Here is a 24,734-nt window from a genome sequence, read left to right as displayed (position 1 = left end):
GGTAACCAGAAAGAGCACAATAATGTAATATTGACACCTTACCAAAAACTAAACAGTGCTGCTAACAAGCGGCATTAAAAATGCTTTTGGCTGAATCTGTTTTGTGTTAATACTCTAGCTTTTTTTGAGTTTTCCTTGATTATCTTTAGATTAAATAAGGACAAGCGATTAACTATGAAATTTCAGAATACAATTCAGCAAAAGAAAAATTTGCAAAATAAACTATCCATGGGTGGTATTTTAGTTGCTTTAGGTGTGGTTTATGGTGATATTGGTACTTCACCAATGTATACCATGTCGTCTTTAATTCATGGCAATGGTGGTTTGAGTCATATTTCAACAGATTTTATTTTGGGAACCGTTTCGTTAATTTTTTGGACTTTAACTATTATCACGACCACTAAATATGTTTTAATTGCTTTACGAGCTGACAATAATGGCGAAGGTGGTATCTTTGCTTTATACACTTTGGTTCGCAAAAAAGCTAAGTGGTTGATTATTCCAGCGATGATTGGTGGCGCCACTTTTCTAGCTGATGGCATGATGACGCCCGCAGTTACGGTCACAACGGCCATTGAAGGCTTAAAAGGTGTCCAAATTTTGCATCATATTCCCATTACAACGCAAGGAACAGTCATTTTAACCACAATCATTATCTTATCGTGCTTATTTTTTATTCAGCGCTTCGGTACGGAAGCCATTGGTAAAGCTTTTGGTCCGATTATGATGCTTTGGTTTACGTGTTTAGGAGTAATCGGCCTGTATCGCTTAGCCGGTGATTGGAGTTTTCTGCGCGCTTTAAATCCCTATTACGCTTTTAAAGTGCTCGTGAGTCCACAAAATAAAAACGGGCTCTTTATTCTTGGGAGTATTTTTCTGGCAACTACTGGTGCTGAAGCTTTGTATTCGGATATGGGGCACGTCGGCCGCAATAACATTTATGGTAGCTGGCCTTACGTTAAATTGTGCCTCTTAATTAATTACTTGGGTCAAGCGGTTTGGATTAACCAAGTTAAGGGCCAAGCAGCTTATCAAAAACTGACCGATCTTAATCCCTTTTTCTTAATGGTTCCGCAACGCTACCGCTTAGCGATGACTTTGTTAGCTACTTTAGCAGCGATTATCGCTTCGCAAGCGTTAATTTCGGGTTCCTTTACGCTGGTTTCGGAAGCCACGAAGTTAAAAATTTTACCGCGTTTACGCATGAATTATCCGACCAATTTCAAAGGTCAATTGTATATTCCGGCTGTGAATAACATTATCTGGGTTATTTGTTCTTTTATTGTTATTTTCTTCCAAACTTCAGCTAAAATGTCCGCCGCTTACGGCTTAGAAATTACCATTACTATGTTGATGACTACTTTATTATTAAACGCCTGGTTATCAACTACCAAAGTTAATCGCTGGTTAACGCGTCTTGTCATTGCCTTTTTCTTAATGATTGAAACGGTCTTTTTAATTACCAATAGCGTCAAGTTCTTACATGGTGGCTATATTACTTTAGGAATTGCGCTTTTATTAATCATCATCATGGTGATCTGGCGTTATGGTGAATTATTGAAAAATGATAATACCTTCCACCGTGAATATGTGTCTTTACTAGCTTATAAAAATCAATTACGCGAATTAAGTCAGGACCAAAGCTTACCCATGTATACCACTAATTTGGTTTATTTAGCCAAAGTTAAAGATGGTTATAAAATCAAAAAAGACATTCTGTATTCTATTTTAGATAAACGGCCTAAACGGGCTCAAGTTTATTGGTTTGTGACCGTGAATGTTACTGATAAACCGTACACGACTGCTTATAGTGTGGACACTTACGGCACTGATTATATGGTCAATGTACAGTTATATTTAGGTTTTCGCATGGAACAAAAAGTTAATTTCTTCTTGCGCCAAATCGTGAACGAAATGATGATTAAAAAAGAACTTCCGCGTCAACCACAACGTTATACTACGATTCCGGATCGTAGTGTGGGGGATTTCTCCTTCGTTTTGATTCGCGAGGTTTTATCACCAGATACACAACTAAACAATTGGAAAAAGAACTTAATCCAAAGTCGTCTCTGGCTTCAAAAATATACCGTGACACCGGCAATTTGGTACGGTTTATCCTACTCCGATGTGGTCACAGAATACGTTCCTTTAACCTTGGGTCAGGTGCGATCTGACCGGTTACAACTCATTCAACGTGATCCCAAGATTAAATACAATTCGGAAGAGCTGGATGATGAAGACGACGATGAAGATGAATACTAATTAATTGGAATAATAAAAATAGAGGTTAAGATCATTAACACAACGAACCTGCTGGGTGGGGTGAATGATCATTAACCTCTATTTTTTATGCAATAACCTAATTAAGAGTGTTACTTTGTTAAAACTACTTTACTTATAATCTGCAATTGGGCATCTAATTGGTAAACAATAGGTTCACAATTTCCCACTTCGACGCCATCAATTGCCTGGTCAGAAATCTGTTCCAAATATTTGATTAATGCTCGTAATGTACTGCCATGCGCAACAATCAATTGATTATGCCCCGCTTTTAATTTAGGACCAATCACCTCTTGAAAATATGGTACCGTCCGTTCTAGGGCCATTTTTAAGCTTTCCGCGCGCGGCAAAATGTCTTGCGGCCACCCTTGATACACACGCTGACTAGTATCTACCGCTGGTAACAACGGCGGCACACTATCAAAGCTCCGCCGCCATAAGGCTACCTGTTGCGCACCAAACTTTTGCCGGGTAAAATCTTTATTCAACCCGCGTAGCGCGCCATAATGACGTTCATTTAAGCGCCAAGATTTATTAATCGGGGTCGCTAATGCTGCACACTGCTCCTGAATTAGATAAGCTGTCAAAATCGCTCGTTTTAAGACTGAAGTGTGTACTTGGGCAAAAGTCAATTGATGTTGCTTTAATAATTGACCAGCATGTTGTGCTTGCTGCCTTCCCTTTGCGGTCAAATTCACATCTGACCAACCTGTATACTCATTATGTTCATTAGCCACGCTTTGTCCGTGCCGCACTAAAATCAACTTAACCATTAATCTTCCTCTATCAAAAACTAATTGTCACTACATTCATTAAAATGGGCACCATCACCAAACTAAAAATCGTAGTCGCAGTAACCATCACAGCTGCATAATCGGAATCCGCACCGTACAACTTCGCTACTACCGGGGCATTCGTCATCACTGGCATCGCTGCTTGTAAAACAAAAACTTGTTTCATTAAAACTGGGACGGCTGCCGACTTAACTAAGATAAACATTAAGGCTGGTGCTAAGATAAACCGTCCTAAAAAAATGCCCAACATATCTTTACTTAAACGAATATTCTTTAAGCCCACTTGGGCTAATTTCATCCCAATAAAAAACATAGAGAGCGGAATAGTTAAATTACCAATATATTTAAAATCTGAATTCAAAAAAGTGGGCACTGAAATATGACATAAAACCAAAATCACGCCAATTAAAAAACCGAGTAATGGTGGCGAAAAAATCTTTTTGAGCATCTCTGACCATTTTAGTTTTTCATTATTCGAACCATCCAAGCGAATCAGATACACGCCTAACGTCCAAAAAAACGTCGTATTAGCCATGTAATAAATTAAAACATATGGCAGACTGGCTTTACCAAACAGCGCCATGTTCACTGGTAAACCCACAAAGACCGTATTCGAATTGGAAAACATAGATTTAAACAAGCCTCGATGTTTAGAATCAATCCGTAAAACAGACTGCATCACCCAGGAAATTATGAATAATAACATCATTGATAAAATTGGAAATTTTAAATCAGGAAAAATCCGAAAAAGTTCTCCTCTAGAAAACTTAGACGTGATAGTATTAATCATGTAACACGGTAAGGCTATCTGCGTTACTAATTTAGAAACAATCTGACTAAAATTTTCATCAAACCATTGTCTGACTGTCAACCAATAGCCAACTACAATCATTCCTAAAATGATTAACACACCACTAATACTATGCAATAACATAACTTCATCTCACTATCTTACTTAGCCTATCTATTCTATGTTAGCATGATCCCTTCAGATTTTCAGAAGAGATTGACACGGTGGGAATTAAAAAATAAAGGCGGCTTCCGTATGAAGATACAGCTTCACTGGGATTGGAAACAATTTTGGCACAAAAATCACTTATTTATCATCATTTTAGGCGGCTTTATCATTACTGTCGCTTTATTTTCTTATCTTTTATTTAATGTTGTTTGGATTAATGGCACCGTACATGGTCAATCCATGCAGCCCAACTTTTACGCTAACGACCGCGTTTTAGTTAAACCCAATGCTCAGATTCACCGCGGTGATATCGTCTTATTAGATCCCCCCGGATCCACTGAGAACAAACTTTTTGTCAAGCGGGTGATTGGCATTCCGCATGATCAAATCACTTCTAAAAACGATACCACTTACATCAATCACCAAGCTATTAACGAACCTTACCTCGATCCTTACAAAGCCAAATTAGCTCCGGGAAAGTTACTCACCAAGAATTTTAAATTAAAAAATCTGTTTGGTATTTCTCATGTTCCCGCAGATAATTATTTTGTAATGGGCGATAACCGCCGCAAGTCGGCTGATAGTCGTAGTTTTGGCCCCGTCAAAAAAGACCAAATTTTAGGGGTTGTCAAAGTTCGTTATTGGCCCTTAAATCGCATCAAATTCTATTAATCATGCTGTTTTTGATGGACTATTTGCTCCTGTAAACCATGCTTAAATTCTGGTTGTAGTGTGACGTGTTCTATGCCGTACTCTTTGAGAATTTGAGCAATTTTTTGGTAGAGTTGTTCTAACTGGGAAGTCGGTTCATCCTCCTGAACATTAATATGTGCATCAAAAGCAATCAATTGTTCATCAATGCGCCAAACATGCACATGATGTACCCGCACCACCTCAGGCAAGGCTTGAATCTGTTGACAAACTGCTTGTAAATCGATTTGCGGACTAGCTTCCATCAAAATTGCGACCGTTTGTTTAACCACTTCCAGTGATTCTTTTAAAATCCAAACGGCAGTGATTAACGTAATCACGGGATCCGCCCAGTACCAATTAAACAGTTGCACCAGGATTGCGGCTAAGATGACGCCAAAAGATGACAAGGCATCCGCCGCCATATGTAAAAAAGTTGCTTTAATATTTAAATTATGTTGTGAACCCTGCATCATGATCAGAGCGGAAATCAGATTAGCTACAAAACCAATCACCGCTACAATTAACATCAGATGACCATTAACTTTTTGTGGATGAAAGAGCCGCTTTAGACCTTCCACTGCTAAAAAAATTGTAATTGCAATTAAAATAGCTGAATTGACAAAAGCGGCTAAGATTTCAGCGCGCTGATAACCAAAAGTCTGCCGTTCATCATTGGCCTTTTTACCAATTAAATGAGCAATAAATGACAAAACGACTGACAAAGTATCTTCCATATTATGAAAACCATCAGATACCAACCCTAAACTGCCCGCAACCAAACCGCCAACCAGCTCAGCTCCTGTAATTGTGGCATTTAAAAGCGTTACTAGCGAAAATTTCACAGTCGACATTTCTTTATGCTTTTCAGTCATTTAATATTACTCCTTTGAACTTTATTTTAAGTTAAATGACCAAAATGTTCAATCCGAATTCTATAACTTATTCCAATGTACAAAAAAAGATTGACGCTAACTATTGCTTCAATCTTGACTACATAATTTTAATTGCTCAATACCGCTCTCGGTAAATTGCTTTAAACTTTTTACTTCAAAAATCAGAAATTTGGTCTGAAGAAGTTAGACTAGTTGGTACCCAATGACTAAATTCAGTTGTCAAAACTGTAATTAATGATTAACTTTCACATTAACCTTAATGGGTTGGTGGACGTCCAGATTGTCAGAATAATTCGTTTGTACCCAATTTTTCATTCGTTGAATAGCTTCCCGCCGTGATACATTATGACAAACTCTTTTAGCAACCACGCGCTCACCATTAACTGTATTAAACACACAAACTACTTCGTAATCACATACCTGACGATTGAAAACAAACATAATCATTCCTCCATCAGAACCCTCACTCTTTTAGCAACCAGAATGTTATATCATTTTTGGTTCAAAAATTCAAGGGGCTTGCTGTATTTTTCTGATTATTGGCGCCTAATTGAAAAAAATTTTTCCTTACCAAACGTTTATTTTTTAAGATTTAGTTGAGTTTTCATCAGAATAGTTTAATTTGAGGGCCAGATTGTATAAGATGTTGTAGAGGAGGCTGATGTATATGCCGAAACAAAGATCGAAACATCAATTTAAAACCAATCAAAACAACAATTTAACTAATAACAATCCCGTGCCACAACACCCCAGCGCTCCCAGAGCACCTGAGCCTGTGGCGCCTAATTTTTCTGAACAACCAAAAGCTCCTTTAAACACTAATCTCCCCCCCAAACCGGATTATCCGCGTAATCAAACACCAAATTATCAAATGCCGCCGACTAATCCCCAACCAAGTAATGATAGCAACAATCATGGCAAACATAATAAAGCTTGGTATAAACAACCAATTTTTTGGATTATTGCAGTGCTCATTATTGTAGTAGCTGCAATCTTACTAGTTTTCTTACTTTTACATCCGACTAAACAAGCACCGAAAACCACTGATCATCCTAAAAGTGAACAGACAACTTCTAAGCAACTACCGTTAAAGAAGCACCCGAAGACTACGAAAGTCACGCCCGCTTTAAAGAAAGATACTGCAGCCAAAGACGTTCAACATAGTGAAGCTAATGAACGCCAATGGAAAAATCCGGGTTCCTATGACAATATGAAATATGAGACTGATGATTTTACATTAGAGCTGAATAATTCGGCTGACGGCGTTAAATTGATTTCTGACGCTAATAATAAACCAGCTTTATATATTGAATACACAATTACTAATAATTCTAAACAAGATTTGAAACCAGCAGATATTGTTAGTCAAGATTTGCAATTAAAACAGGATAATCAAATTTTAAATGCTAATAACGATATTGGTGATAACCAAGATATGAAAGATCGTTTGAATACCGCTCAACAAGCAGTGGCTGCCGGTCAAAAAGCCCAAGCAGCAATGCTTTATTCCGTGAATAACACCAAGGACCAAATTTCCATGTTCTTTATGAACTTAAAAACTAAACAGCCTATTGCTACAACGCAACCGTTTAAGTTATAACACAACAGCAATTTCAAATTGATCATACTGATAAATGGTTGAATTTATAATGTGGCTCCCGAAGTTAGCACAACTTCGGGGGCCTTTTTGTGTCTAATTATCTAAGTAAAATAAGATTGATCTTTTGTCTTTATGGAAAGATGATAATATACTTCTTTTTTATTGGCATAATTCTACTTTAGGTGTTCTTTTAATGCTCACTGAAACTCAACTAATCAATAGCTATTAAAACTAGCAACTAGCTACCTAATATTTAATTGAACAAATAAAAAACACTTTCGTAATCGAAAGTGTTAGTAGAAATATCTTAACGTTTGGAAAATTGTGAAGCCTTACGAGCCTTCTTCAAACCTGGCTTCTTACGTTCTTTCATTCGTGGATCACGAGTTAACATGCCTGCACGTTTCAAAGGTGCCCGAAAATCAGGATCTACTTCCAATAAAGCCCGCGCAATTCCATGACGGATTGCACCGGCTTGACCAGAAAAACCGCCTCCATGAACATTAACCAAGACATCATAACTATCAGCAGTTTCAGTGATATCCAATGGTTGTTTTAAATCTTTGATCAAACTTGCAGAAGGAATGTAATCTTCTGCAGCACGTTTATTAATTGTTACTTGACCCTTACCAGGGACCAAGCGTACACGAGCAACTGAGTCTTTACGACGTCCAGTTCCAGCATAAGATACTTGTGCCAAATTATTCTCCTCCTTAAATCAACTTATTAACATCTAAAACTTCAGGTTGTTGAGCTGCATGTTTATGTTCTGAACCTGCATAGACATAAAGCTTCTTAAATTGTTGACGACCAAGGGAATTCTTTGGCAACATGCCGCGAACTGAAGTTTCAATCAACCGTTCAGGCTTTTCAGCCAACATTTTACCTGCAGAAGTAGTCTTCAACCCACCAGGATGATTACTATGATGATAGTACATCTTCTTAGTAGCTTTCTTGCCGGTCAACTTCACTTTGTCGGCGTTAATAATAATTACATTATCACCAGTATCAACGTTCGGGGTAAATGTTGGTTTATTCTTGCCACGTAAAATTGTAGCGACAGCTGATGATAAACGACCTAAGACGACATCAGTTGCATCAATCAGATACCATTTACGTTCAACTTCGCTTGGTTTAGCTAATGGTGTTGTACGCATTTGTTTTCCTCCAATATCTGTGTTTGTTCACACACTCAATAAGTTTCCGGGGCTCATCGTGGGGTAAACAATACCATTTATCAGTATAATCGTTAATTTTATTGAAGTCAATGATAAGTCACTGTTGTTTTCAACACTCACGTTTTAACTTAATAGAACACTTGCTTTAAAAATAAACCACTAGCAGGCGCTGTTACCCGGGCCTGTTGTCGATCTTTGACTTCATATAATCGCAAAAAATCGTGCACATCACGCCGACCGTTACCAATTTCCAAAAGTGTTGCGACCATAATGCGCACCATATTATACAAAAAACCATTACCGTGAAAAATAAATTTCAATTGTCGTGGATAGTCACTTAAATCGAGCTGGGCTTGATAAATTTCGCGTACTTTATTTTTAATAACGCCACCACTGGCAGCAAAGCTAGTAAAATCATGAACACCAACAATATCTTGTAGCGCTATCTGTAAGCGTGAAACTTCCAGCGGATAAGGGTAATGACCCGTATATAATCGTAAAAAAGGATCCGTATAACGCCCCAAAGCCACCCGATATTCATATATCTTACTAACCGTATCAAAACGGGCATTAAAATTTTCCGGGACAATTTGGGAATTTGTAAAGAGGATATCTAGCGGCATGAGACTATTTAACGCCTTTAACATTTGCTCCGCTGGAATATTTCCCGGGTAATTAAACGAAATAACTTGTCCTAAAGCGTGCACTCCTGCATCCGTGCGTCCCGAACCAATTATTTCAACTAATTGACCCTTCGTCATCTTAGCTAAGGCCTGTTCAATAGTACCTTGAATTGTTGCTAATTGTGGCTGTTTTTGAAAGCCATGATATTTAGTGCCATCATACGCCACAGTCATTTTATAAGTCGTCATTTAATAACTCCGTAAAATTAAAAGTAAAATTGTCAGTAATCCAAATGTCATTAACATGATGGTATCTTTTTTTTGCCAGTGCAACTGACGATATTTACTTCTACCAGCACTACCTTGATAGCCCCGTGATTCCATCGCCACTGACAAGTCATAAGCAATATTAAAACTACTAACAAATAACGGAATTAAAATCGGAACAATCGCTTTGATTTGTTTAATAATATTTCCTTCGCCAAAGTCCACGCCCCGCGCCCGCTGAGCATTCATAATCTTAGTAGTTTCATCAGATAACAAAGGAATAAATTGTAAAGCAATTGACAACATCAAAGCTACTTCGTCAACCGGAAAATGAACATATCGCAACGGTTTTAATAATGATTCAATCGCGTCAGACATTTGTAACGGAGTAGTGGTAATTGTTAATAAAGTTGAAATGAAAATAATTAAAATAAAGCGAAAAAAAATGTATGCTCCATTAGTCAAACTCAAACTTGATAATGATAAAAAGCCCCAGTGCCAAAAAGGATGCCCCCCAGGTGTCAAAAAGACTTGCAAAGCAACCGTAAATAAAATAAGAATTAACATCGGGCGAATACCACGCAAAAAGAAACTCAGCGAGATTTGCGACAAATAAACCGCCCAAATAACAAATGCCAACAAAGTGGCGTAGGTTAACCAATTATTAGCTAAAAAAACAATAATAACAAATAAAAAAGTGGCCGTAAATTTAGCTCGCGGATCCAACTGATGAATGAATGAATTGCCAGGTAAATAACGCCCAATAATGATTTTACCCATCGTTCTCTCCTCTCAATTGTGGAACTAACTGTGCGACTAGCTCTGGCATCGTAATCGGCAATGATGCAAATTTAAAGCCTCTTTGTAGCAACTTTTGTGCAAATTGCGTACTTTCTGGTTGTAACAAATGATGCTGAGTTAAAAATTCTTGATCATTAAAAATCACTTGTGGACTAGCAGCACGAACCAATTGTGCATGGTCCATCACTAAAACTTGGTCACTGTATAATGCCACATCTTCCATTTGATGAGAAATCAACACAATCGTAGTACCAGTTTGATTCAATTGGGCAAATAACTGCATTAATTCCTGATGTCCTTGGGGATCTAAACCTGCTGTTGGTTCATCCAAAATCAATACTTGTGGCTGCGATGCTAAAACACCCGCAATGGCCACCCGCCGCATTTGCCCACCAGATAAATCAAAGGGTGACTTATCAGCTAAACTTTGTGGTAAGCCAACCAAATCTAACATTTTTAAAGCTAAGTTATTAGCTTCACTCGCATCTACACCAAAGTTTTTCGGACCAAAACTAATATCTTCTTGGATCGTTTCTGCAAATAATTGCTGTTCTGGAAATTGAAAAACCATCCCTACTTGCTGACGCAACGGCTTTAAATGCTTATTTTTTGTCTCTGCAGTAATTTTGTGCTGACCAATTGTTACCGTGCCACTGGTCGGCTTTAAGAGCGCATTCATATGCTGCACTAAAGTTGACTTTCCACTGCCAGTCTGACCAATAATCGAGGTAAAACTGCCATCAGCAATTTCAAAGCTGACGTCCTTTAAGCCAGTATACGCTAATGGTCCATCAGCTTGATAAGTATGTGTTACCTGTTCAAATGTAATTGCCATAATTTTTCAACCAATTCCTGCTTTGTTAAATATTGATTATCAATTGCAATTTTTTGTTCCTGTAATAATAATTGCAAACTTTGCGTAAACGGTGGTTGCAAACCAAAATCGGTTAGTTGTCGCGGATTTTGAAAAATATCTTTCACAGCACCTGTTTTTAAAACATGCCCCGCTTTTAAAACCACTACCTGATCTGCTTGAACGATTTCTGTTAGATCATGGGTAATTGATAAAACCGTCATGCCTAATTCTTGTTGTAAAGCTTTAATTAATTGAATAATATCGCGACGACCTTGCGGATCCAACATACTCGTGGCCTCATCCATCACAATAATTTTAGGTTTTAATGCAATAATACCAGCAATTGCAACTCGTTGCTTTTGCCCACCAGACAGTAACTGTGGCGACTTTTGCGCATAATCTGTCATTTGTACACGCTCTAAAGCCCAAGCCACTCGTTGGACCATCTGTTCTCGGGGCATCCCCTGATTCTCTAGGCCAAAAGCGACATCATCTTCAACAGTAGCACCCACAAACTGATGATCTGGATTTTGAAAAATAATCCTCAACTGTTCCCGAATCGTCCAAAGTGTTTCATCGGATAATACTTGCCCAGCAACCTTAACTTGTCCTGATTGTGGTTGTAATAATCCATTTAAAATTCGGGCCAAGGTACTTTTACCACTACCATTACGACCAATAATAGCGACCCATTGCTTGGGTTTAACTTGTAAACTAACCTGATCCAATGCTGGTGTTACTGCTTCTTCATAAGTGTACGTGACATGGTCTAATTGAATAATATTTTCCATGCTGTCACCTCATCTCAATAGTGCTTTTAATCAATATCATACCATAGACTTTCTTAAATATAATCAAAACCACAAAAAAATCATTCCCGAAAAGTAGCGCTAAAGCATTAGAGCTAGACTTAGCTTTCACCAACATCATTACGCTCACTACTAATCGAAAGAATGATCATTTAAATAGCTATTTAAAAAAATCTATAAATTAAACTAATTCAATAATTGCCATGGGTGCTGCATCACCACGACGAGGGGCAGTCTTTAAAATACGAGTATAGCCGCCTTGACGATCTTGATAACGTGGAGCAATATCACTAAATAATTTTTGCAAAGTTGATTGAATAACTACTGCATCTTCTTCTTCAGTAATACTTGCTACTTCGTTACGCAAATAACTAGCTGCCAAACGCCGAGAATGTAAATCGCCACGTTTAGCTAACGTAATCATCTTTTCAGCTGTTTTTCTAACTTCCTTAGCGCGTGCTTCAGTAGTAACAATATGTTCGTTAATAAACAAATCTGTTGTTAAATCACGTAACATTGCCTTACGTTTATCTGATGCTCGACCTAATTTACGATAACTCATCTGTTTACCTCCTTTTCATCTTAATCATCTAGACGCAGTGACAATCCTAAATTGGCCAACTTCTCTTTAACTTCTTCTAGAGACTTACGCCCTAAATTGCGCACTTTCATCATATCTGATTCAGATTTATCGGTTAATTCTTGGACAGTATTAATCCCCGCCCGCTTCAAACAATTGTATGAACGAACTGAAAGATCAAGTTCTTCGATGGTCATTTCAAGTTTCTTCTCTTTACGAGTTTCTTCCTTTTCAACCATCATCTCAGCGTCTTTAGCTTCATCGGTTAATTCAACAAAAACGCTCAAGTGCTCTGTCAAAACTTTAGCAGCTAAGCTAATTGATTCCCGCGGACCAATTGAACCATTAGTCCAAATATCCAAAGTTAACTTATCAAAATCATTCCGCTTACCCACACGAGTATGCTCTACTTGATAATTAACCCGAGAAACAGGGGTAAAAATCGAATCCACAGGTAAAACGCCAATTGGTGTTTCATCAGTTTTATTTTGATCTGCCGGAATATAACCGCGACCAGTTTTAACAGACAATTGCATGTGCAACTGTCCACCTTCAGCTACGGTACAGATATATTGATCAGGATCCAAAATTTCTAAATCAGCATCCGTTTCAATGTCAGCAGCCGTAACTTGTTTGGGGCCTTCAACATTAATTTCAACTTTTTTCTCGTCGGAATGTAATTTTAAAGACAATTTTTTGATATTTAAAACAATCTCAGTTACATCTTCTAAGACACCATCAATTGTTGAAAATTCATGTAAAACTCCATCAATTTGAATGTCAGAAACTGCTGTTCCTGGTAAAGAAGCCAATAAAACTCGCCGTAAAGAATTACCTAATGTAGTCCCATAACCGCGTTCCAATGGCTCAATTACATATTTACCGTAATTATCTGTTTCATCAATTTTTGTGATAACAGGTTTTTCAAATTCAATCATTATTTATGTTTTGCCCCTTTCACAACACTGTTTAACAACAAAAGTTTAACACTAATGCTTGGGTCAAAACTAAACACGACGGCGTTTTGGTGGACGTGAACCGTTGTGAGGAACTGGTGTGACATCACGAATTGCAGTCACTTCTAGACCGGTAGTCTGTAATGAGCGAATCGCAGCTTCACGACCAGAACCAGGACCTTTAACAGCTACTTCAACTGATTTCATACCATGTTCCATGGATTCTTTAGCAGCAGCTTCACCAGCCATTTGCGCAGCAAATGGTGTTGATTTACGACTACCCTTAAATCCTAATGCACCTGCAGAAGACCAAGAAACAGCATTACCATGAGTATCGGTAATCATCACGATCGTATTATTAAATGTTGAATGGATATGTGCTACACCAGATTCAATATTTTTCTTTACACGACGCTTACGTGAAGTCTTTGCTTTCTTGTTTGCCATTAATCATTACCTCCTTTATTATTATTTTTTCTTGCCAGCAATAGCCATCTTTTTGCCCTTACGAGTCCGAGCATTATTTTTCGTGTTTTGACCACGAACGGGCAAACCACGACGATGACGCATACCACGATAAGAACCAATTTCTTGTAGACGTTTAATGTTCATGCTGACTTCACGACGTAAGTCACCTTCAACCTTAATGCCATCTACTTGCGCACGGATTTTTTCCTCTTGTTCAGGAGTCAAATCACGTGTTCTGATATCTTCAGAAACACCGGCAGCAGCCAACACCTTTTGAGCGGTTGTATTACCGATCCCATAGATGTAGGTTAATGCGACAACAATACGTTTATCACGTGGTAAGTCAATACCTGCAATACGTGCCATATGTTGTTAACCTCCTTTTTAACCTTGTCTTTGTTTATGCTTTGGGTCAGCAGAACAAATAATCATGACGCGACCCTTCCGCTTAATCACTTTACAATGCTCACACATTGGTTTCACTGATGGTCTAACTTTCATAAACTAAATCCTCCCATCTGAACTGACGGACAACTTTGACTCACACTATTTACCGGAAACGATAGGTAATACGCCCCTTAGTTAAATCATAAGGTGAAAGTTCAACCGTAACTTTATCACCAGGTAAAATCCGAATATAATGCATCCGAATTTTACCAGAAACATGAGCCAACACAGTAGCACCATTTTCCAACTTAACTTTGAACATTGCATTTGGCAAAGTATCGGAAATAGTTCCTTCAACTTCGATTACGTCATCTTTAGCCAAAAAAGTATCCTCCTCGTTTCTTTTAAACACAAAAATAGTGAGAGCTTGGCACTCACTAGACGATACACGCGCTTAGTGTACCATATAAATGAAGTGATTGCCACCAATTAATTAATCTGTTTTAAAACTTGATCAATTTCTGCAAAAACTTGATCAATTTCTTGCGCACCATTAACTTTATGCAAGATACCTGCATTTTGATAATAATCAATTAACGGTGTATTCATTTTAATATTAACATCCAAACGATTTTTAACCGTTTCAGGCTTATCATCATCACGCTGATAAAAATCATGACCACCACAACGGTCACAAGTTCCATCAACTTTCGGTGGATTATATAACTTATGATAAGTGGAACCACAATCCCGGCAGATAAAGCGTCCTGATAAACGATCAACCAACAAATCAGTTGGCACATCAATATCAATCACGGCATCCAGTTTTAAGCTTAATTCATCATCAATCTGATCTAAAGCCTTCGCTTGATCCAAATTTCTTGGAAAACCGTCTAGCATATAACCAGCTTGAAAGACATCACTTTGAGCTAAACGTTCCTTAACAATTTCATTAGTAACACTATCAGGAACTAAATTTCCCTGATCAATAAAAGACTTAGCTTTCAAACCCACTGGTGTTTCTTGAGCCATAGCCTCACGAAACATATCACCAGTTGAAATATGAATGACATGATATTGATCAACAATTTTTTCAGCTTGTGTTCCTTTACCAGCCCCTGGTAAACCCATTAACATTAAATTCATCAAACTTCCTCCAAGCTTTTAACGAATAAAACCAACATATTCACGCTTCATCAACAATCCTTCTAATTGCCGATTAGCTTCAATCGCTACCCCAACAACAATTAACAAACTTGTTCCACCTAAACCAATCGATTGTGGTAGGCCAAACAAATTAGTTGCTAACTGAGGTAGTAAAGCAATTAAACCTAAAAAGACAGAACCAACAGTTGATAGACGCATTAATAAACCAGAAATATATTTAATTGTCGCATTTCCTGGCCAAATACCCGGAATATAAGCTCCTTGCTTTTGCAAGTTCTCCGCTAATTTTTCAGGGTTAACCTGAACAAAGGCGTAGAAGAAAGTAAATAGAACAATTAATACAGTATACACAATAGAACCGGTTGTTGTTTGTAAGCTAAAAATATTTTGTAAGACTTGATACCAAGTATCACCGCCATGAGAATTTTGAAAGGCCATCAAAATCGTCGACGGAGTAACAATTAGTGAACTAGCAAAAATAACTGGGATAACTCCCGCTACATTCACTTTCAATGGTAAATAACTTTCAGAACCACCACTAATTGCTCGCCGAGTATATTGAATCGGCACTTTACGATTAGCTTGTTGAACATAAGTTGTAAACTGTGTTACTAACAAAACAGCAACTAAAATCAAAACTAAGAATAAAATGTTCAACCAAAGATCCGAACCAGTCGAACTAATAATTTTATCCTTTACTAATTGATAAGTTCCGTGTGGCAAGCGAGCAACAATACCAGCAAAGATAATCATGGAAACACCATTACCAATACCCTTATCAGTAATTTGCTCACCCATCCAAGTTAAAAGCATTGAACCACCTGTCATGACAACCCCTAAAACTACAAAGGTTTGCCAATCAGGTTTAGGAACTAACTTCAAACCCTTCATTGAACTCAAAGCATTAAAACCAGCGGTTATTCCGACTGATTGTACAAAGGCTAAGAAAATCGTCAAATAACGAGTTACTTGATTTAATTTACGTCGACCAACTTCACCTTGCTTACTCCATTCAACAAACTTAGGAACAATATCCATTTGCAACAGCTGAATTACAATTTGGGCAGTAATATAAGGCGAAACACCTAACGAGAAAATCGAATAGTTAGATAAACCACCGCCACTAACTGTATCCAGCAAAGGAATTAATCCGGTAGAACCAACCTTTTCCATTGCTGCAGCGTTAATACCTGGAACTGTAATTTGTGCTCCCAAACGATACACTGCCAAAATAAACAATGTGAAAAAAATCTTTTTACGAATTTCTTTAACTTTAAGAGCATTCTTAAGTGTTCCTAGCATTAAATCACCTCGATTGAACCACCTGCTGCTTCAACCGCTTCTTTAGCAGCTTTAGATACTTTATTGACTTTAATGGTTAATTTCTTAGTTAATTCACCATTAGCTAATAATTTAACGCCAGCTAATTCTTTCTTGATGATTCCAGCTTTTTTCAAAGCTTGTGCATCTACAACACTACCAGCACGAAATTGGTTCAATTGATCTAAATTAACAACCGCATATTCTTTACGATTAATATTATTAAAACCACGCTTAGGCATCCGCCGGAATAAAGGCATTTGACCACCTTCAAAACCTAGACGAGTCTTACCACCACTACGTGCTAATTGACCTTTTTGTCCGCGTCCGGAAGTTTTTCCAAAACCCGAAGAAGTTCCGCGACCTACACGCTTGCGTGTATGACGTGAACCTGCACTCGTTTGTATTTCATGTAACTTCACGATTAAGGCACCTCCTTAAAATTTAATGATTAAGCTTCTTCAACTTCAACTAAATGAGCAATCTTTAAAACTGCTCCGCGCATTGCAGCATTATCAGGCTTGATTACTGAACTGTTAATGCGTCCAAGGCCCAATTCTTTAACAACTTTACGTTGTTCTGGAATCCGATGTGCCACACTACGCTTCAAAGTAATTTTAATTTTATTAGCCATTGTGTGCTCTCCTAACCTTGTAATTCTTCAGTTGAAATACCACGTAAATTAGCAACTTCTTGCGCAGTCTTCAACTTCTTTAGGGCATCCATCGTAGCACGAATCATATTAATTGGTGTGTTACGACCCAGTGACTTACTAGTAATATCATCGATACCAGCCAATTCCATAACGGCACGAACAGAACCACCAGCAGCAATTCCAGAACCAGCAACAGCTGGCTTCAAGAGAACTCGACCAGCGCCAAATTCACCGATGATTTCATGAGGAATGGTTGTTCCAACTTTTGGTACTTCTACCAAGTTTTTACGTGCATCGTCAACAGCCTTACGAATAGCTTCTGGAACTTCTTGAGCTTTACCTGTTCCTAAGCCAACGTGACCATTCTTATCGCCAACCACAACAATTGCAGCAAACCGTAAACGACGACCACCCTTAACAACTTTAGTAATCCGATTGATAGAAACTAAGCGATCTTCTAATTCTAATTGAGATGGATCAACAAAAGCCATAAATCTTATTCCTCCTTTCTAAAATTTTAAACCATTTTCACGTGCGGCTTCAGCCAATGCTTGAACCCGACCTTGGTATAAGTAACCGCCACGATCAAAGACAACATCTGACTTACCAGCTTTGACAGCACGTTCAGCAATTAATTTACCAACAGCACTTGCTTGTTCGGTTTTGTTAGCTGCTGCTACTTCAGAGTCTAAAGTTGAGGCACTTGCTAGCGTTACACCCGCTACGTCATCAATTAATTGAGCGTAGATGTTTTTATTGGAACGAAAAACGTTTAAGCGTGGGCGCTCAGCAGTACCAGAGATTTTAGCACGAACTCGACGATGACGCTTAGCGCGAGTCTTGTTTTTATCTGGTTTAGTAATCACAATTTTCACCTCATAAATTATTCAGAATAAACTGGTTAACTATTTACCAGTCTTACCTTCTTTACGACGAATATGTTCATCAGCATATTTAATACCTTTACCCTTGTATGGTTCAGGTGGACGAACATCACGAATTTCAGCCGCAAATTGACCAACTTTTTGTTTACTTATACCACTAACATTGATTTGAGTATTTGACGGAACATCGATTGTTAAACCTTCAGGTGTTGTCATTTCAACGGGGTTAGAATAACCAACATTTAAAACTAAGTCATTACCCTTCTTTTGAGCACGATAACCAACACCAACCAATTCCAAATTCTTTTGGAATCCGTCTGTAACACCGAGTACCATGTTATTCACGTTAGCTCTAGTTGTTCCGTGAATAGCTTTGTCACTTTCATTGTGACGTTCAAATTTTAATTGATTGTCTGTTTGTGTAACTGTAATCTTCGGGCTAATATCACGAGTTAATTCACCCTTAGGTCCCTTAACAGTAATAGCATTTTGATCATTATCAATTGCTACTGTTACGCCTTCTGGAAGATCAATTACTTTATTTCCAATACGACTCACGCTAAGCGCACCTCCTTGTTATTGATTTTACCAAACGTAGGCAATAACTTCGCCGCCGATGTCTTTAGCCCGAGCTTCTTTGTCTGTGATAACTCCTTCAGATGTTGAAAGAATAGCTATACCTAAACCATTAAGAACCTTGGGAACTGCATCAGCTTTAACGTAGCTACGTAAACCTGGCTTTGAAATCTTCTTCAAGCCAGTAATGACGCGTTCATTATCTTTACTATATTTCAAGTAAACCTTGATAATACCTTGTTTATGATCATCAATTACTTCATAATCGCGAATAAAACCTTCACGTTTAAGAATTTCAGAAATACTTTTCTTCATATTAGAAGCTGGTACTTCTACTGAAGCATGACGAACCATGTTCGCATTACGAATCCGTGTTAAGTAATCCGCAATTGGATCTGTCATAGACATGTGCTGACCTCCTAAGTTTTATTTTTTTACCAACTAGCTTTACGCATACCTGGAATTTGTCCATCATGAGCTAATTCACGAAGGCAAATACGGCAGAGCTTAAATTTACGATATACAGAATGTGGACGACCACAGCGTTCGCAACGTGTATAAGCTTGTGATGAAAACTTTGCTGGACGATGATTCCGAACAATTTGTGACTTCTTAGCCAATAGTTTGACCTCCTAATTTACTACTTTGCAAATGGCATTCCAATTTGCGTTAATAACTCTTTAGCTTCTTCATCAGATTGAGCTGTTGTAACAATTACAACGTCTAATCCGCGGACTTTGCTAACTTTATCATAGTCAATTTCTGGGAAAATTAATTGTTCCTTAATTCCTAAGGTATAATTTCCACGACCGTCAAATGAACGACCGTTGATACCATGGAAATCACGCACACGTGGTAATGAAATATTAATCAACTTATCTAAAAAGTCGTACATTCTTTCACCACGTAAAGTAACTTTAGCTCCAATTGCCATGCCTTCACGTAAACGAAAACCAGCAATGGATTTTTTAGCTTTAGTAATTAAAGGTTTTTGTCCAGAAATTAAGCTTAATTCTTCAACTGCATTATCCAAGTTTTTAGAATTAGAAACAGCGTCACCAACACCCATGTTTAAGACAATCTTATCAATCTTTGGGACTTGCATAACAGAACTGTAATTAAATTTCTTTACTAAACTAGGAGTAATTTCTTCAACATATTTTTTATGCAAAGCATTTTCCATCTTAGACAAAATCCTCCTTCCTTAATTATTTATCTTTCTTTTTGTCGGACTTTTTAGCAGGTTCTTGAGCTGCTGTCACAACTTTAACATTTGATGCATCAAGCGGAGCTTCAACGTCTTTGATTCCACCGTTAGGTTCTGTTTGAGATGGTTTTTGATGTTTCTTTACCATATTGATTCCCTTAACAGTTACCTTATTGGTCTTAGGAAAAGCCTTAATGACTGTACCAGTCTTACCTTTATCTTTTCCCGCAATGACTTTGACATTATCGCCGGTTTTTACAAACACTGGTCAAGCACCTCCTTATGAATTCCAGATTTTACAAAACTTCGGGAGCTAATGAAACGATCTTCATAAAGTTGTTATCACGTAACTCACGTGCAACTGGTCCAAAAATACGAGTTCCCTTAGGGGTCTTATCAGCGTTAATAATAACAGCAGCATTTTCATCAAAACTGATGTAAGAACCGTCTGGACGATGAGAACTAGATACTGTTCGAACAATAACAGCCTTCACTACGTCACCTTTTTTGACAACGCCACCTGGTGTTGCTTGTTTAACAGTTGCAACAATGACGTCACCAACACCGGCAACTTTGCGACCAGAGCCGCCTAACACTTTAATAGTTAGCAATTCACGTGCACCAGAGTTATCAGCAACACGTAACCGCGTTTCTTGTTGAATCAAATTAGGATCCTCCTCTCATGGACTTATCTCAATATCAAATTAAATTTTAACAGCTTTTTCTACAACGTTTAATAAACGGAAACGTTTCAACCGTGACAAGGGACGAGTTTCCATGATACGAACAACGTCGCCAACTTTTGCTTCATTATTGTCGTCTTGGGCATAGAATTTTTTAGAATATCTAAACCGTTTGCCATAGACTGGGTGGGTTTTGTAAGTTTCCACAACGACAGTAATTGTTTTATCCATTTTATCAGAAACTACACGTCCTTGATAAACTTTACGATGGTTACGAGAATTTTCTGTTTCGCTCAATTAATTCCACTCCTTCCTACTTGTCTTCTAATTCTTGTTGACGTAACACTGTCTTAATCCGCGCAATATTTTTACGCACTTGCTTAAGACGTGCTGTGTTTTCTAATTGACCAGTTGCTTGTTGAAAATGCAAATTAAATAGTTCTTCTTTATATTGCTTTTCTTTATCATGCATTTGCGCAGTGGTTAATTGTCTAATTTCACTAGTTTTCATCAGATTCGCCACCTACTTCCTCACGCTTAACAAACTTAGTTTTAATTGGGAGTTTGTTAGATGCAAGCCGCAAAGCTTCACGAGCAACTTCTTCGGAAACACCACCGATTTCAAACATGATCTTTTCACGTTTTACTACTGCTACCCAGCCAGCCGGTGCACCTTTACCAGATCCCATCCGGACACCAACACCTTTTGCAGTGTATGATTTATGAGGGAAGATCTTAATCCAAACTTTACCGCCACGTTTCATGTAACGAGTCATCGCAATACGGGCTGCTTCAATTTGACGGTTAGTAATCCAATGTGATTCTAAGGCTTGTAAGCCATATTCACCAAAAGTTACCTCACGACCGCCTTTAGCAGCGCCACGCATTTTACCACGAAATTCACGACGGTGTTTTACACGCTTAGGTACTAACATCGATTAGTTTCCTCCTTTCGCTCCATTATGATCAGTACGATTATTCGTTCTTGGCTTATCTGGTAAAATTTCGCCACGATAAATCCAAGTTTTAACACCCAAATTACCATAGGTGGTTGATGCTTCAACCCAAGCATAATCAATATCAGCTCGTAAAGTATGCAAAGGAACAGTTCCTTCTGTATGCCATTCTGTCCGTGACATATCAGCACCATTTAACCGACCAGAAATTTGAGTTTTGATACCTTTAGCACCAGCACGACGAGTCCGTTGTGTAGCTTGGCGTTGTGCCCGACGAAAAGCAATACGTGCTTCCAATTGGCGAGCAATACTTTCACCAACTAATTTGGCATCCAAATCAGGCTTTTTGATTTCCACAATGTTAATGTGAATATTTTTGCCTGTTAAAGCATTTAATTCTTTACGAAGTTTTTCAACTTCGGATCCACCTTTACCAATAACCATACCTGGTTTTGCAGTATGAATGGAAACATTGATTTTCTTTGCTGCACGTTCAATTTCAATACGTGAAACTGAAGCACTAGCTAACTTCTTTTCAATAAACTTACGAATTTTTAAATCTTCAAGCAAGTATTTAGAAAAGTCTTTTTTATCAGCATACCATCTTGAATCCCAGTCACGGATAACACCAACACGGAATCCAATTGGATTAATCTTTTGACCCACGTTTTTTCCTCCTTATTGGATTATTCGACTTCAGAAACAACAACCGTGATATGGCTAGTCCGCTTGTTAATTGGAGATGCGGAACCTTTAGCCCGTGGACGGAATCGTTTCAAAGTTGGTCCTTCATTTACATAAGCTTCACTAACAACTAAGTTTTGAGCATCCAAATCATAGTTATGTTCAGCATTAGCAATTGCGGATTTTAATACTTTAGCCACAATTGGTGAACCTGCACGTGGAGTGAATTGTAAAATTGCCAAAGCTTCAGCAGCACTTTTACCTTTAATCAACTCTACAACCAAGCGCGCTTTTCTTGGAGCGATGCGAACTGTTTTAGCGGTTGCCGTTGCAGTAGTAATTTGTTCTTCTGCCATCGTATAACCTCTCCTTTCTATGCGCCAGTTTTCTTGTCATCTTTGCTATGACCATGGAATGTCCGTGTTGGTACGAATTCACCAAGCTTATGACCAACCATGTCTTCAGAAATATAAACTGGGACGTGCTTTCTTCCATTGTAAACAGCGATTGTATATCCTACAAAACTAGGAAAAATAGTAGAACGACGTGACCAAGTCTTAATAACAGACTTCTTTTCTTGATCTGCTTGAGCTTCAACTTTTTTTAACAAGTGAGCATCCGCAAATGGTCCTTTTTTTAAACTACGGCTCATTAGACAACCTCCCTTAACGTTATCGTGATCAAACTAAATTATTTTCTCTTATTCTTACGGTGACGTACAATAAACTTCTCAGATTGTGCACGTTTAGAACGTGTCTTCTTACCAAGAGTTTTCTTACCCCAAGGAGAAAGAGGAGATGGATGTCCAACGGGAGCCTTACCTTCACCACCACCATGAGGGTGATCGTTAGGGTTCATAACAGAACCACGAACTGTTGGGCGAATACCCATCCAACGTTTACGACCGGCTTTACCGATATTAATCAATTCGTGTTGTTCATTACCAACAGCCCCGATTGTTGCCCGACATGCAGAAAGGATCATCCGCACTTCACCAGAAGCTAAACGAATTAAGGTATATTTACCATCACGACCCAAAACTTGAGCTGAAGTTCCTGCAGAACGAACTAATTGTCCACCCTTACCAGGCTTTAATTCAATGTTATGAATAACTGTACCAACTGGGATGTTAGCTAATGGTAGTGCATTACCAACTTTGATATCAGCTTGTGCACCAGATTGTAACTTTTGACCAACTTCCAAACCTTTAGGTGCCAAAATATAGGATTTAACACCATCATCATAATGTAATAAAGCAATGTTGGCAGAACGATTTGGATCGTATTCAATAGCCTTAACAGTTGCTGTTACATCATCTTTGGTCCGTTTAAAGTCAATAATACGGTACTTTTGCTTATGACCACCGCCACGATGACGAACGGTAATTTGACCGTATGAGTTACGACCAGCAGTATGACTTTGAGATTCTAATAAAGTCTTTTCTGGCTTCGTCTTCGTGATTTCAGCAAAATCAGAGCCAGTCATGTTCCGGCGACCATTAGTTGTCGGTTTGTATTTAATAATACCCATGCTCATTACCTCCTATTTTACTTGTTTTCAAAAATTTTAATTTCTTTAGAATCAGCAGTCAACTTAACAATGGCTTTCCGCCGACGATTAGTTTTACCAAGATAACGACCAACGCGTTTCTTCTTGGGTTTTACATTCATAATGTTAACTTGAGCAACTTTTACATCAAAGATTTCTTCAATGGCTTGACGTACTTGAATTTTGTTAGCAGTAACTGCAACATCAAAAACGTACTTTTTGTCGTCCATATCAGCCATGGAAGATTCTGTAATTACAGGACGTAAAATGATATCTTGTGCTGCCATTATCCAAGTGCCTCCTCAATTGTTGATAAAGCTGATTGCGTCACAACAATTTGGTTGTTATTTAAAACATCCAAAACGTTAATTCCATCAGCCTTGATTACTTTAACTTTATCAATGTTACGTGCAGATAAGATCGCATTTTCATTGTCAGATTCAACAATCACTAATGTCCGACCTTGAGCATTTAATTGATCTAAAGTTTTCTTAAATTCTTTGGTACTTGGTTTAGTAAAGTTCAAAGAATCCACAACGATCATTTCTTGGTCAGCAACCTTTTGTGAAAGTGCCGACTTAATTGCCAAACGTGCAACTTTACGTGGCAACTTATAAGCATATGATCTTGGTGTTGGTCCAAAGACAACACCACCACCACGCCATTGTGGGGAACGGATAGAGCCTTGACGAGCACGGCCTGTTCCTTTTTGACGCCAAGGTTTACGACCACCACCACGAACTGCAGAACGGTTCTTGACGGCATGATTTCCTTGACGTAATGATGCTTGTTGCATGATAACAGCATCAGCTAAAACATGATTATTAGGTTCAATACCAAAGACTTCATCTTTAATATCTGTAGAACCATTTTTAGAGCCTGTTTGTTTAAAGACATCAATTTGTGCCATT

40 protein-coding genes are annotated in these 24,734 nt (G+C 38.2%); 3 read left to right on the top strand and 37 right to left on the bottom strand.

Annotated features, from left to right (window positions below; genetic code table 11):
• Positions 1 to 174 precede the first annotated feature (174 nt).
• Positions 175 to 2,262: a KUP/HAK/KT family potassium transporter gene (locus AC3B6Y_RS05830; protein WP_489769194.1), complete on the top strand. Its 2,088-nt coding sequence runs from the start codon at positions 175 to 177 to the stop codon at positions 2,260 to 2,262.
• 110 nt (positions 2,263 to 2,372) lie between these two features.
• On the opposite strand, the gene AC3B6Y_RS05825 is transcribed toward AC3B6Y_RS05830, so the two are convergent.
• Positions 2,373 to 3,053 (bottom strand): 2,3-bisphosphoglycerate-dependent phosphoglycerate mutase, encoded by a 681-nt coding sequence (locus tag AC3B6Y_RS05825; protein ID WP_489769195.1) that lies wholly within the window; start codon positions 3,051 to 3,053, stop codon positions 2,373 to 2,375.
• 13 nt (positions 3,054 to 3,066) lie between these two features.
• Positions 3,067 to 4,008: an AEC family transporter gene (locus tag AC3B6Y_RS05820; protein WP_489757173.1), complete on the bottom strand. Its 942-nt coding sequence runs from the start codon at positions 4,006 to 4,008 to the stop codon at positions 3,067 to 3,069.
• Between the two features lie 111 nt (positions 4,009 to 4,119).
• Here AC3B6Y_RS05820 and lepB point away from each other — a divergent pair, with 111 nt between their 5' ends.
• Positions 4,120 to 4,704, top strand: a complete 585-nt coding sequence (lepB, locus tag AC3B6Y_RS05815; RefSeq protein WP_489757172.1) for a signal peptidase I — start codon at positions 4,120 to 4,122, stop codon at positions 4,702 to 4,704.
• Here lepB and AC3B6Y_RS05810 read toward each other — a convergent pair.
• Both AC3B6Y_RS05810 and AC3B6Y_RS05805 read right to left on the bottom strand, forming a co-directional pair.
• Complete coding sequence (locus AC3B6Y_RS05810) at positions 4,701 to 5,597, bottom strand: cation diffusion facilitator family transporter (protein ID WP_489769197.1); 897 nt, start codon at positions 5,595 to 5,597, stop codon at positions 4,701 to 4,703. The genes lepB and AC3B6Y_RS05810 overlap by 4 nt on opposite strands.
• Positions 5,598 to 5,849: 252 nt before the next feature.
• The gene (locus AC3B6Y_RS05805) at positions 5,850 to 6,059 is read right to left on the bottom strand and encodes a hypothetical protein (protein WP_489757170.1); all 210 of its coding nucleotides are present in this window, start codon (positions 6,057 to 6,059) and stop codon (positions 5,850 to 5,852) included.
• A 226-nt stretch (positions 6,060 to 6,285) separates the two neighbouring features.
• Here AC3B6Y_RS05805 and AC3B6Y_RS05800 point away from each other — a divergent pair, with 226 nt between their 5' ends.
• A complete protein-coding gene (locus AC3B6Y_RS05800; RefSeq protein WP_489757169.1) occupies positions 6,286 to 7,218 on the top strand; it encodes a DUF5067 domain-containing protein in 933 nt (310 codons plus the stop codon).
• Between the two features lie 307 nt (positions 7,219 to 7,525).
• On the opposite strand, the gene rpsI is transcribed toward AC3B6Y_RS05800, so the two are convergent.
• The 33 genes from rpsI to rplD form a co-directional block, all read right to left on the bottom strand.
• Positions 7,526 to 7,918, bottom strand: coding sequence for a 30S ribosomal protein S9 (rpsI, locus tag AC3B6Y_RS05795; protein WP_489757168.1), 393 nt, complete (start codon positions 7,916 to 7,918; stop codon positions 7,526 to 7,528).
• 13 nt (positions 7,919 to 7,931) lie between these two features.
• The gene (gene rplM, locus AC3B6Y_RS05790) at positions 7,932 to 8,375 is read right to left on the bottom strand and encodes a 50S ribosomal protein L13 (protein WP_489757167.1); all 444 of its coding nucleotides are present in this window, start codon (positions 8,373 to 8,375) and stop codon (positions 7,932 to 7,934) included.
• Positions 8,376 to 8,524: 149 nt separating this feature from the next.
• Positions 8,525 to 9,268, bottom strand: coding sequence for a tRNA pseudouridine(38-40) synthase TruA (gene truA / locus AC3B6Y_RS05785; protein ID WP_489769199.1), 744 nt, complete (start codon positions 9,266 to 9,268; stop codon positions 8,525 to 8,527).
• The gene (locus tag AC3B6Y_RS05780; RefSeq protein ID WP_489790658.1) at positions 9,269 to 10,066 is read right to left on the bottom strand and encodes an energy-coupling factor transporter transmembrane component T family protein; all 798 of its coding nucleotides are present in this window, start codon (positions 10,064 to 10,066) and stop codon (positions 9,269 to 9,271) included.
• A complete protein-coding gene (locus tag AC3B6Y_RS05775) occupies positions 10,059 to 10,922 on the bottom strand; it encodes an energy-coupling factor transporter ATPase (RefSeq protein ID WP_489757164.1) in 864 nt (287 codons plus the stop codon). The genes AC3B6Y_RS05780 and AC3B6Y_RS05775 overlap by 8 nt, the downstream gene beginning before the upstream one ends.
• Positions 10,898 to 11,734: an energy-coupling factor ABC transporter ATP-binding protein gene (locus AC3B6Y_RS05770; protein WP_489774762.1), complete on the bottom strand. Its 837-nt coding sequence runs from the start codon at positions 11,732 to 11,734 to the stop codon at positions 10,898 to 10,900. Before AC3B6Y_RS05770 ends, AC3B6Y_RS05775 begins: the two co-directional genes overlap by 25 nt.
• Before the next feature lie 199 nt (positions 11,735 to 11,933).
• Positions 11,934 to 12,314 carry a 50S ribosomal protein L17 gene (gene rplQ / locus AC3B6Y_RS05765; RefSeq protein ID WP_489769202.1) on the bottom strand — a complete coding sequence of 127 codons (381 nt, stop codon included), beginning with the start codon at positions 12,312 to 12,314 and terminating at the stop codon, positions 11,934 to 11,936.
• A 20-nt stretch (positions 12,315 to 12,334) separates the two neighbouring features.
• Complete coding sequence (locus tag AC3B6Y_RS05760; protein WP_489757161.1) at positions 12,335 to 13,270, bottom strand: DNA-directed RNA polymerase subunit alpha; 936 nt, start codon at positions 13,268 to 13,270, stop codon at positions 12,335 to 12,337.
• A gap of 69 nt (positions 13,271 to 13,339) precedes the next feature.
• On the bottom strand, positions 13,340 to 13,735 hold the full coding sequence (gene rpsK / locus AC3B6Y_RS05755; RefSeq protein WP_489755290.1) for a 30S ribosomal protein S11: 396 nt from the start codon (positions 13,733 to 13,735) through the stop codon (positions 13,340 to 13,342).
• A 21-nt stretch (positions 13,736 to 13,756) separates the two neighbouring features.
• Positions 13,757 to 14,122, bottom strand: coding sequence for a 30S ribosomal protein S13 (rpsM, locus tag AC3B6Y_RS05750; protein ID WP_489757160.1), 366 nt, complete (start codon positions 14,120 to 14,122; stop codon positions 13,757 to 13,759).
• An 18-nt stretch (positions 14,123 to 14,140) separates the two neighbouring features.
• Positions 14,141 to 14,257: a 50S ribosomal protein L36 gene (gene rpmJ / locus AC3B6Y_RS05745; RefSeq protein WP_045922249.1), complete on the bottom strand. Its 117-nt coding sequence runs from the start codon at positions 14,255 to 14,257 to the stop codon at positions 14,141 to 14,143.
• Positions 14,258 to 14,306: 49 nt separating this feature from the next.
• Positions 14,307 to 14,525: a translation initiation factor IF-1 gene (gene infA / locus AC3B6Y_RS05740; protein ID WP_489757159.1), complete on the bottom strand. Its 219-nt coding sequence runs from the start codon at positions 14,523 to 14,525 to the stop codon at positions 14,307 to 14,309.
• Between the two features lie 107 nt (positions 14,526 to 14,632).
• On the bottom strand, positions 14,633 to 15,289 hold the full coding sequence (locus AC3B6Y_RS05735; RefSeq protein ID WP_489790052.1) for an adenylate kinase: 657 nt from the start codon (positions 15,287 to 15,289) through the stop codon (positions 14,633 to 14,635).
• A gap of 18 nt (positions 15,290 to 15,307) precedes the next feature.
• Complete coding sequence (secY, locus tag AC3B6Y_RS05730) at positions 15,308 to 16,612, bottom strand: preprotein translocase subunit SecY (RefSeq protein WP_489757157.1); 1,305 nt, start codon at positions 16,610 to 16,612, stop codon at positions 15,308 to 15,310.
• Positions 16,612 to 17,052 (bottom strand): 50S ribosomal protein L15, encoded by a 441-nt coding sequence (gene rplO, locus AC3B6Y_RS05725; protein WP_489757156.1) that lies wholly within the window; start codon positions 17,050 to 17,052, stop codon positions 16,612 to 16,614. Before rplO ends, secY begins: the two co-directional genes overlap by 1 nt.
• 29 nt (positions 17,053 to 17,081) lie before the next feature.
• A complete protein-coding gene (gene rpmD / locus AC3B6Y_RS05720; RefSeq protein WP_489757155.1) occupies positions 17,082 to 17,264 on the bottom strand; it encodes a 50S ribosomal protein L30 in 183 nt (60 codons plus the stop codon).
• An 11-nt stretch (positions 17,265 to 17,275) separates the two neighbouring features.
• Complete coding sequence (gene rpsE / locus AC3B6Y_RS05715) at positions 17,276 to 17,776, bottom strand: 30S ribosomal protein S5 (RefSeq protein ID WP_489757154.1); 501 nt, start codon at positions 17,774 to 17,776, stop codon at positions 17,276 to 17,278.
• Between the two features lie 18 nt (positions 17,777 to 17,794).
• Positions 17,795 to 18,160 carry a 50S ribosomal protein L18 gene (gene rplR / locus AC3B6Y_RS05710; RefSeq protein ID WP_489757153.1) on the bottom strand — a complete coding sequence of 122 codons (366 nt, stop codon included), beginning with the start codon at positions 18,158 to 18,160 and terminating at the stop codon, positions 17,795 to 17,797.
• 30 nt (positions 18,161 to 18,190) lie between these two features.
• A complete protein-coding gene (gene rplF, locus AC3B6Y_RS05705) occupies positions 18,191 to 18,727 on the bottom strand; it encodes a 50S ribosomal protein L6 (protein ID WP_489757152.1) in 537 nt (178 codons plus the stop codon).
• A 27-nt stretch (positions 18,728 to 18,754) separates the two neighbouring features.
• The gene (gene rpsH, locus AC3B6Y_RS05700) at positions 18,755 to 19,153 is read right to left on the bottom strand and encodes a 30S ribosomal protein S8 (RefSeq protein WP_489755280.1); all 399 of its coding nucleotides are present in this window, start codon (positions 19,151 to 19,153) and stop codon (positions 18,755 to 18,757) included.
• 26 nt (positions 19,154 to 19,179) lie between these two features.
• Positions 19,180 to 19,365: a type Z 30S ribosomal protein S14 gene (locus AC3B6Y_RS05695; RefSeq protein ID WP_489755279.1), complete on the bottom strand. Its 186-nt coding sequence runs from the start codon at positions 19,363 to 19,365 to the stop codon at positions 19,180 to 19,182.
• A gap of 20 nt (positions 19,366 to 19,385) precedes the next feature.
• Positions 19,386 to 19,928 (bottom strand): 50S ribosomal protein L5, encoded by a 543-nt coding sequence (gene rplE / locus AC3B6Y_RS05690; protein WP_489757705.1) that lies wholly within the window; start codon positions 19,926 to 19,928, stop codon positions 19,386 to 19,388.
• Positions 19,929 to 19,953: 25 nt separating this feature from the next.
• On the bottom strand, positions 19,954 to 20,217 hold the full coding sequence (gene rplX, locus AC3B6Y_RS05685; RefSeq protein ID WP_489757151.1) for a 50S ribosomal protein L24: 264 nt from the start codon (positions 20,215 to 20,217) through the stop codon (positions 19,954 to 19,956).
• 31 nt (positions 20,218 to 20,248) lie between these two features.
• Positions 20,249 to 20,617, bottom strand: a complete 369-nt coding sequence (gene rplN, locus AC3B6Y_RS05680) for a 50S ribosomal protein L14 (RefSeq protein ID WP_489755276.1) — start codon at positions 20,615 to 20,617, stop codon at positions 20,249 to 20,251.
• Positions 20,618 to 20,656: 39 nt separating this feature from the next.
• Positions 20,657 to 20,932 carry a 30S ribosomal protein S17 gene (gene rpsQ, locus AC3B6Y_RS05675; protein WP_489757150.1) on the bottom strand — a complete coding sequence of 92 codons (276 nt, stop codon included), beginning with the start codon at positions 20,930 to 20,932 and terminating at the stop codon, positions 20,657 to 20,659.
• A gap of 16 nt (positions 20,933 to 20,948) precedes the next feature.
• Entirely contained in the window at positions 20,949 to 21,146 is a 198-nt protein-coding gene (rpmC, locus tag AC3B6Y_RS05670; protein ID WP_249514631.1) for a 50S ribosomal protein L29, read from the bottom strand.
• On the bottom strand, positions 21,136 to 21,570 hold the full coding sequence (gene rplP / locus AC3B6Y_RS05665) for a 50S ribosomal protein L16 (RefSeq protein ID WP_489757149.1): 435 nt from the start codon (positions 21,568 to 21,570) through the stop codon (positions 21,136 to 21,138). Before rplP ends, rpmC begins: the two co-directional genes overlap by 11 nt.
• Before the next feature lie 3 nt (positions 21,571 to 21,573).
• On the bottom strand, positions 21,574 to 22,257 hold the full coding sequence (gene rpsC, locus AC3B6Y_RS05660) for a 30S ribosomal protein S3 (RefSeq protein ID WP_489757148.1): 684 nt from the start codon (positions 22,255 to 22,257) through the stop codon (positions 21,574 to 21,576).
• A gap of 20 nt (positions 22,258 to 22,277) precedes the next feature.
• Positions 22,278 to 22,631: a 50S ribosomal protein L22 gene (gene rplV, locus AC3B6Y_RS05655; protein WP_489757147.1), complete on the bottom strand. Its 354-nt coding sequence runs from the start codon at positions 22,629 to 22,631 to the stop codon at positions 22,278 to 22,280.
• A gap of 17 nt (positions 22,632 to 22,648) precedes the next feature.
• On the bottom strand, positions 22,649 to 22,927 hold the full coding sequence (rpsS, locus tag AC3B6Y_RS05650; RefSeq protein WP_489755271.1) for a 30S ribosomal protein S19: 279 nt from the start codon (positions 22,925 to 22,927) through the stop codon (positions 22,649 to 22,651).
• Positions 22,928 to 22,965: 38 nt separating this feature from the next.
• Positions 22,966 to 23,805 carry a 50S ribosomal protein L2 gene (gene rplB, locus AC3B6Y_RS05645; RefSeq protein WP_489757146.1) on the bottom strand — a complete coding sequence of 280 codons (840 nt, stop codon included), beginning with the start codon at positions 23,803 to 23,805 and terminating at the stop codon, positions 22,966 to 22,968.
• Positions 23,806 to 23,822: 17 nt separating this feature from the next.
• Entirely contained in the window at positions 23,823 to 24,110 is a 288-nt protein-coding gene (gene rplW / locus AC3B6Y_RS05640; RefSeq protein WP_489757145.1) for a 50S ribosomal protein L23, read from the bottom strand.
• Positions 24,110 to 24,733 carry a 50S ribosomal protein L4 gene (rplD, locus tag AC3B6Y_RS05635; protein ID WP_489757144.1) on the bottom strand — a complete coding sequence of 208 codons (624 nt, stop codon included), beginning with the start codon at positions 24,731 to 24,733 and terminating at the stop codon, positions 24,110 to 24,112. The genes rplW and rplD overlap by 1 nt, the downstream gene beginning before the upstream one ends.
• Position 24,734 lies beyond the last annotated feature (1 nt).

This window comes from Bombilactobacillus sp. ESL1092, from assembly GCF_058107465.1.
This window is presented reverse-complemented; position numbering and strand designations above follow the sequence as displayed.